The following is a 6,873-nucleotide window of genomic DNA, read 5'->3' on the forward strand; positions in this document are numbered from 1 at the left end:
AATAGTTTTATCTCACATTCTTATTCTGGGTATGATAAATGCCCGTTGAATTAGTTAATGGGGGAAATACAATATGGCAAAACCTAAGATGTTATCTGTAGAAACAATAGCCAGGGATCCTATAAAGGATGCAGAAGGAAAAGAAATTGGGACTTTCATAGACTTTATGATAGACCTGGAGCAAAATTGTATTCCATACGTCATTGTGTCGCTCAAAAGTAGGGATGGATATGTTGGCATTCCCTGGGGAGTTTTCAAAGCAGGGGAAAAACACAGTTTCATTCTGGATGTTGTTAGCTCCACGCTGGATAGTGCACCGGGTTTTTCAGAGGATAAATGGCCTGATGTAAGCACTCGCGAATACGAAGAAAAGATCTACAAGCACTTTGGCTGTCCGCTTTGTGTGAAATGCTAAATTGCATCAATTTAATATTACAGGGACTTCATGTGCAGGTTCCTGGACTTTCTTTTTTAATCGCTTTTCATGAGTCTTGTTCATGGCGAAAGCTGGTAGGTCAGGTAAACTCGACCCCCGAAGTCCTATAAACCCCCTTGTGAGAACATTGAATGTGGGATGCCCTACAATCTCGCTGTCCAGTTACAGGTATTTCCTATCAGACGTTCTGCAACTGCATGAGCGGATCACAACGGCACTTAAACAAAGACTCGTACAATGGTGTTGATGAAGATGTTTTCGTCTTATGCTGTGTTGCAATGATATTTTTGAAGAGCGCTGAGTTTAAGTTGAGGAAGAACTTTTTGATGTGGGATAATGTTGATAATAATAAAACGGCGGATCTGATATGACTGATAAAGAAATTAAAATGGTTAGTATGTGTAGAAACTGTGGTTCATGTCTGAACGAAAAGGAGTGGGAAGTTTCTTCTCTCTATATTTGTGAAGATTTTGGTGTTCTATGTGAGGGAGAAAAAGGACACGCTGGAAAGAAGCTGTGTAAATGCTCAAATTGAACTTGTGGATGCTCTTAGTGCTGTTACTATTTTAATGAAAATCATGAAGTTTTCTTCGTATGCTGTGTTGCAGTGACCGTAAATGGGGAGAGCAGAAGCGAAAAGCTGTTCTTCAATGAATTGATAAAAAAGGCTGGAATTTGGATGAGTTCAAGATACAAACAAGAACCTTCATTTTCCCGGACATATGTCACCAGTTAAAAGATGGGGAAATGTGATCTTATATATGGGTTTTATGCAAATGTACTTTTTTTGATCTGGTACATTTCGCAGGCTTATTAGTGTTTTTAACTTTCCTTCTTAATACCCAAAGTGGCAGTTCACTTCATTTTACAAAAAGTACAATATCACCGGCAGCAATATAACTCCCATTGCATGTGATCTTCGTATCTTCATAAAGGATGCTGACATGCCAAGGGGTATTGCTATCATGAATATCATCAGGCCGAAAAATCCGGTGAAAAGCAGGCTCATCAGTGTAAGTCCTGCGAGGACTGTGATGCATATTTTCGAATAATCGAGCTTTGCGAGTAACCTGTGTATGTTGTTTCCGATCTTAATGGTCGAGAAATATGAGAGGAACGCCGTAAGGGATATCACGATAAGGAAAAGGAGGATGAACTGTTGGTCTAAACTGGCTGCATCTATTATCTCGTTGATGGCCACCATTGCTCCACTACGTGTTTTTCCTATTACTGCAAGGGCAAATAATCCGAAGATCGCATTTGCGGTGTTCACACCTGATACTGCTATTATGAACTCCTTTGATCCCTCCATCTGTTCATCGAAGTCTTCTTCTTCGATCACTGTCTCTTTTTCAAAATTGCTTCTTATGAACAGTCTCGCAAGAACTGCGGCTATGGATGAGGATATCCCGGGAAGCCAGGCTACAATGGACCCGGCTGCACTACCTGTTATCACTCCCCTGATTATCCTTTTTACAGGAAGTTCCATCTTCGAATATTTCTGTGGAGGGATACTGGAACCTGAGAACAAACTGATAATAAGCTGGGATGCGCCGAAAAGCCCGCTGAGAAGTGGAAGCAGTATTGACGCAGATCCCATGTTTATCAATGGGTTCATGTTGCTTTCCATCCTGAATGCAAAGGTTCCCAGTATTCCTGTGAGGAGGAAGAGGATGAGGGCGTATGCTTTGTATTTGTATTTCACAAGGGAACCTTGGTTTATCACACGTTCTCCTTTTTCCGTCATTATAAGGGCTATGGATATAATCAGGAGCAACCAGCCAAGGTAGGATTGCAGGACAGGGTAGAGAATGCTGAATGCAAATGCCAGGGGGACTGCAAGTAAGAGCGAAACAACAACGGAACCGGCACTTCCAAGTGCGGACAGGCGTATGGCCTCGGACCCGTACCCATCGAGCAACAATCGATGTCCGGGGAGGACTGCCAGTGCCATGTCATCGTTCGGAGCGCCAAGATATATTGCCGGGATGATGTCATGAAAACTATGGGACAGGGAATTTGCAACTATGGCTACTGCTATATATGTTGGAGGGATGCCCCAGTCCATGAAAATGGGGGATAATGCCACCAGCATAAGTGCGAAGTTGTTCGTGTGTATCCCGGGCACAAGTCCTGAGAATATCCCAAGCGTATATCCGGCAAGTACGGACAATAATAGTATCAGGACGGAGATCTCAATATCCATGTTTCTTCTTACTAATGTTCTTTAATTTATCTTTCAGTAGCTATTAATTAACTATATTGTTGCTTTTTTTTAGAACTCTAATTCTGATTTTTTTTACTTGATTGTATCTTTATTGTTATAAACATTTCACTTTTTTTTAATTTTATGATTATTTTATTATCAATTTTTATTTGGAAACACGATTAATTATTTATGCATTTGACTACATTTAGTCAAACATTAAGATATATGGGATGCAAATGGGCATCAACATGGTCGAAAATATTACGCTATTCAGTGAAACACAAAAGTTCAGACAATATTGGCTCATTGTGATATTGCTAACTCCGTCAGCGATTACCTTTTATGGGGCCTACCAGCAGCTTATTCTTGGTATTCCGTTCGGTGACAATCCCGGATCTGATAGTATGGTCGCCTTGTTCGCAGTGGTATTCGGTTTCTTCTTTCCTGCCCTTATCCTTTCAATGAACCTCAAAACAGAAGTTAGGTATGATGGCCTTTATGTACGCTTCTTCCCCTTCCATCTTTCATTCAAAAGGTTTGAATTCGATGAGATTGCCAGCTATCGTATAGTGACCTATAATGCCCTCAGGGATTACGGTGGTTGGGGCATACGTTATGGACGAAAAGGAAAGGCATACAATGTCAGTGGCAATGGCGGTATAATGCTCGAGTTCAAAAATGGGAAGAACCTTATGATAGGTTCACATGATCCGCACGAATTCCTGGATGCAATGAATAAAGCTGCCAGAACTGCCTGAGACTTCCAGGCAGCTCATGCCTTCGTTTTTTCAGTCTATCTGTTTGAAACAGTTGTTCAGAACAGTTGTTCAACACATTTCTTATACTCTTTGAAAACAAAAGTATCTGCAATGGTCTGGGGACCTGTTGTAAATGCTTCGAGCATTGAACTGTAATACCATTCTTGCTCGTCCTTTGGTGCATTGAACCTCTCCCATACACTCTCTCCATCTCTTTCGAGATCCTGTATAAGTTCTCTCAGATTTGCAAGTTTATCAGCACAGGAGAGCAGCTTCACTTCTGACATTGCCCTTGAGATGGACTTTATCATGTATTCTTTGCGTGCTTTCCAGCTCACTGCACCATCGCCTTGCCTTAGTTCAGTAGGTTCTGTTACCGCATTGACATAATCGCCTACCAAAGGACCGTATCTTCTTCGAATATCGACCGGGGTGAAATCAGCATCCTCTACAATATCATGCAACAAACCTGCAAAGATAAGCTCAGTAGATGCATTCTCTTTGATCAGTATGGAAGCAACGTCTATCGGATGGGTGATGAAAGGTGTTCCTGACTTCCTTTTGTTCTTACGGTGTGCATAGTTTACAAAGGCGAACACATCTCCAAGCTCGGTAAGGTCCTTCTCCACCTTCTCGCCATATCGTTCATCCAGTTCCAGCAACTGTATACGGTAACCTGACATCCTTGCGTGTTCATAGACGCTGAACTTCCCGTCCTCTTTAATAACTATCATTTGATGAACATCGCTTCTCCATATCTTTCTTGAAGGCTCTTCGGACCAGTCGTCAATATACATGAACAATTCCGGCAATTCGATCTCTTCTGAAGGATGACCGGAGTGAATTAATAATCCGTTACCTTTTTTCTCAGTATTGTCACAATATTTGATGATAATCTCTCGTATTTTCATGAGCAGAACTCCGTTTTCTTATCTACTGATTGTCTATAAGGATTGATATCCTACAGTTAAACATTTCGAATATTCCAGTTAATAGGGGTTGAACTGATGAGGGTAATAAATAATGTAGGAATTAAAAATAAAATGTATGTCCCAAGGTTCGACAGGGTTAGCTGTTCTTTATGGTCCAGGCTGTTACTCGTATCCAATTATCAAGAATTGTATCATGATCGTTCAATATATCGTGAAAGGGTAACTCAATATCAATATCGAAAATGGAAGGCACTTCTCTCATGATGGCAAAAGCTGCTTTCCTGCCGGAATTTTCCGGCATTAGTCCCCATGATATCTCGTCTACTATATGAAGGACGGATGCTGTCAGGCTTACCAGTGTCGGGTCCTTTGCAGCTCTGCGTAGTTTCTCTATAAATGCTGGCTTCTTGTTCTCACCTTCAAGGGTGGATGCCACTTTCCAGTACATGGATTCGTCCACTTTGAACCTTTCAAGCCTGACAAGCATATCTCGTTGCGTAATGGCTGTAATTCCCGACTGCATCCCTATGGACTTGATGACGGCTTCTATCATGCATTTCCCTATAAGTTCCCCTAATTTGGAATGCTTGCCTGCATCCGTAAGTCTGATAGGGCTTGTGCCATCTGCCACAATTATCATCATATCGGTTCCGGTACCTGTGGCTATGCCACTGGAATAGCGGCTGGGGGCCATAAGCTGTTGCAGTGCAGCGGTCTTAGCTTCGGTTGCAGTCATCAAAGCCCGTGTAAGGGCATAGTCCGGAAGGTCTGCACCAATGAGCAAAATAGCGTTTATCGTTCCTCCGACAGGTTCGAAGCGTTCATCTTCCTGATAATAGGAGGCTTCATCTCCGGCACGTCCGCCGTTGATCTCCACTCCTCCGGTGACAATGACAGTGACCTCCAGACCTCTGAACGAATTTGAAACTACAACAGCGTTCTCCATGCTTGCTGTCGTAAGCATCCCTGTAGCATTCTCAGGTTTAATTCCAAGTCTTTTAGAAACTATCTTCAGATATTCTTCAACATTTCCGCCTTCAAGGTCGGCTGCACCATGGTTTCTGTGAGCGATGGTGTGGTTCAGGACGCTTTCGATGTTATCGTTGTAGCCACCGTTAAGCCAGGAAGTGCTAAGCGTCTTTCTTCCCTCTGGAAGTTCTACGATAAGGGAACTGTCTTGCATATAGATGACTTCCTTTCCGGAAGTTTCTAAAAGTATCTTTCTTTCCATCATATCATTGCTCATTGTATCGCCTCAGTACTCATAGGGCTCATCACATATTCAGGCCAGTTCATCATCACAGGCGAATACAATATCAGCAATTCATTTCATCGCATATCTTCTTTGCGACTTTTGCCGGAGAATCGGAATTATAGATACTTCTTCCGACTATTACCCAGTCAGCACCTGCCCTTATAACATCGGCAGCACTGCCTCCCTGAGCTCCCACACCCGGTGAGATAATGCTCAGTTCCTCTCCGATGATCTTACGTATGTCTTTTACTCTTTCAGGTCTTGTTGCAGGCGCTACGACTCCTGATGCTCCTGCTTCCACTGCCATTTTGGCGATATCCTCGGCAACCGGGCGGAAGAACTCCACACCACCTGGGTGGCTCATCTCTGTGACCACATAAACATCAGTTCCGAAATCATTAGCAACCTTCACACAGGAATCAAGACTATCGCGACCTGTGAATCCGTGGGTAATGATCCCGGCAGCTCCGGCATTGAACACGTGTTCACAGATAAGTCTGTCAGTATTGGGTATGTCGGCAACCTTGAAATCAGCGATAACGGGTGCAATTTCCACAAGTTCCTTGACTATACCAAGGCCTTCTCCAAGGACCAGCGGATATCCTACCTTTATGGAATCCACATAGTCGGAAACTTCATTAGCGATACGAAGGGCATTCTCCCTGTCAGTTACATCCAGAGCAAGGATGAGTCGGTTCTTTTTTTCCATTGGTCAACTCCTTTAAGGTCCGGTATCTCACCAGCCGAACATACAATGGCTGGTTCGTTTTATTTTAGTTCATTGTTCCCCTATCTCATTAACCTTTCTTTTCAGATCTTCAACAACTGCAGGATCCTGGAGTGTGGAGATGTCCCCTATTTCCGTTCCGTTCGTAATAGCCTTTAGAACACGCCTCATTATTTTTCCGCTTCTCGTCTTTGGCAGCTCCTCGGTGAAGATGATCTTCTTAGGGCGTGCGATAGGTCCGATCTCATCCACCACATGCTGCCTCAATTCATCTTCAAGGAGTGAACAGGAATCACCACAGGATGAGTCAAGGATCACATAGGCATAGATGACCTCTCCTTTTATCTCGTCCACTTTTCCGTCAACCGCAGCTTCGGCAACCGAGGGGTGCGAGACCAGTGAACTTTCGATCTCCATTGTTCCAAGCCTGTGGCCTGATACCTTGATGACATCGTCCAATCTTCCAAGTATCCAGAAGTTGCCGTCCTTATCCTTACGTGCACCATCACCGGCAAGGTAGGTGTCGGTTCCCCATTTGTTCCAGTATGTGTCAATG

9 protein-coding genes are annotated in these 6,873 nt (G+C 43.3%); 4 read left to right on the plus strand and 5 right to left on the minus strand.

The features are described 5' to 3' along the window. Positions 1–73: 73 nt before the first annotated feature. From QAS77_RS09360 to QAS77_RS09370, 3 genes are all read left to right on the plus strand, one after another. Complete coding sequence (locus QAS77_RS09360; RefSeq protein ID WP_305065141.1) at positions 74–415, plus strand: PRC-barrel domain-containing protein; 342 nt, start codon at positions 74–76, stop codon at positions 413–415. Between the two features lie 82 nt (positions 416–497). Further along, complete coding sequence (locus QAS77_RS09365) at positions 498–683, plus strand: hypothetical protein (protein ID WP_250868709.1); 186 nt, start codon at positions 498–500, stop codon at positions 681–683. A gap of 120 nt (positions 684–803) precedes the next feature. Then, positions 804–971: a hypothetical protein gene (locus QAS77_RS09370; protein ID WP_305065143.1), complete on the plus strand. Its 168-nt coding sequence runs from the start codon at positions 804–806 to the stop codon at positions 969–971. A 330-nt stretch (positions 972–1,301) separates the two neighbouring features. Here QAS77_RS09370 and QAS77_RS09375 read toward each other — a convergent pair whose 3' ends face one another. Further along, positions 1,302–2,642, minus strand: a complete 1,341-nt coding sequence (locus QAS77_RS09375) for a tripartite tricarboxylate transporter permease (RefSeq protein WP_305065144.1) — start codon at positions 2,640–2,642, stop codon at positions 1,302–1,304. Positions 2,643–2,893: 251 nt separating this feature from the next. Here QAS77_RS09375 and QAS77_RS09380 point away from each other — a divergent pair, with 251 nt between their 5' ends. Next, positions 2,894–3,403 carry a DUF6141 family protein gene (locus QAS77_RS09380; protein WP_305065146.1) on the plus strand — a complete coding sequence of 170 codons (510 nt, stop codon included), beginning with the start codon at positions 2,894–2,896 and terminating at the stop codon, positions 3,401–3,403. Between the two features lie 56 nt (positions 3,404–3,459). Here QAS77_RS09380 and QAS77_RS09385 read toward each other — a convergent pair whose 3' ends face one another. The 4 genes from QAS77_RS09385 to QAS77_RS09400 all read right to left on the minus strand — a co-directional run. Continuing rightward, complete coding sequence (locus QAS77_RS09385) at positions 3,460–4,314, minus strand: HD domain-containing protein (protein WP_250868714.1); 855 nt, start codon at positions 4,312–4,314, stop codon at positions 3,460–3,462. 157 nt (positions 4,315–4,471) lie between these two features. After that, positions 4,472–5,581: an adenosylcobinamide amidohydrolase gene (locus QAS77_RS09390; protein ID WP_305065148.1), complete on the minus strand. Its 1,110-nt coding sequence runs from the start codon at positions 5,579–5,581 to the stop codon at positions 4,472–4,474. A 70-nt stretch (positions 5,582–5,651) separates the two neighbouring features. Then, complete coding sequence (gene pyrF / locus QAS77_RS09395) at positions 5,652–6,299, minus strand: orotidine-5'-phosphate decarboxylase (protein ID WP_305065149.1); 648 nt, start codon at positions 6,297–6,299, stop codon at positions 5,652–5,654. A gap of 69 nt (positions 6,300–6,368) precedes the next feature. Further along, a partial coding sequence (locus QAS77_RS09400; RefSeq protein WP_442920369.1) for an AMP-binding enzyme occupies positions 6,369–6,873 on the minus strand: 505 nt, incomplete at its 5' end.

Origin of the sequence: Methanococcoides sp., assembly GCF_030594565.1 — an archaeon.
Taxonomy (GTDB): Archaea; Halobacteriota; Methanosarcinia; order Methanosarcinales; family Methanosarcinaceae; genus Methanococcoides; species Methanococcoides seepicolus.

Excerpts from the sequence above, each read along its gene's own strand:
- QAS77_RS09360 (WP_305065141.1), top strand. The coding sequence starts at position 74 with ATGGCAAAACCTAAGATGTTATCTGTAGAAACAATAGCCAGGGATCCT.
- QAS77_RS09365 (WP_250868709.1), top strand. The coding sequence starts at position 498 with ATGGCGAAAGCTGGTAGGTCAGGTAAACTCGACCCCCGAAGTCCTATA.
- QAS77_RS09380 (WP_305065146.1), top strand. The coding sequence starts at position 2,894 with ATGGTCGAAAATATTACGCTATTCAGTGAAACACAAAAGTTCAGACAA.
- pyrF (WP_305065149.1), bottom strand. The coding sequence starts at position 6,299 with ATGGAAAAAAAGAACCGACTCATCCTTGCTCTGGATGTAACTGACAGG.
- QAS77_RS09375 (WP_305065144.1), bottom strand. The coding sequence starts at position 2,642 with ATGGATATTGAGATCTCCGTCCTGATACTATTATTGTCCGTACTTGCC.
- QAS77_RS09385 (WP_250868714.1), bottom strand. The coding sequence starts at position 4,314 with ATGAAAATACGAGAGATTATCATCAAATATTGTGACAATACTGAGAAA.
- QAS77_RS09390 (WP_305065148.1), bottom strand. The coding sequence starts at position 5,581 with ATGAGCAATGATATGATGGAAAGAAAGATACTTTTAGAAACTTCCGGA.
- QAS77_RS09370 (WP_305065143.1), top strand. The coding sequence starts at position 804 with ATGACTGATAAAGAAATTAAAATGGTTAGTATGTGTAGAAACTGTGGT.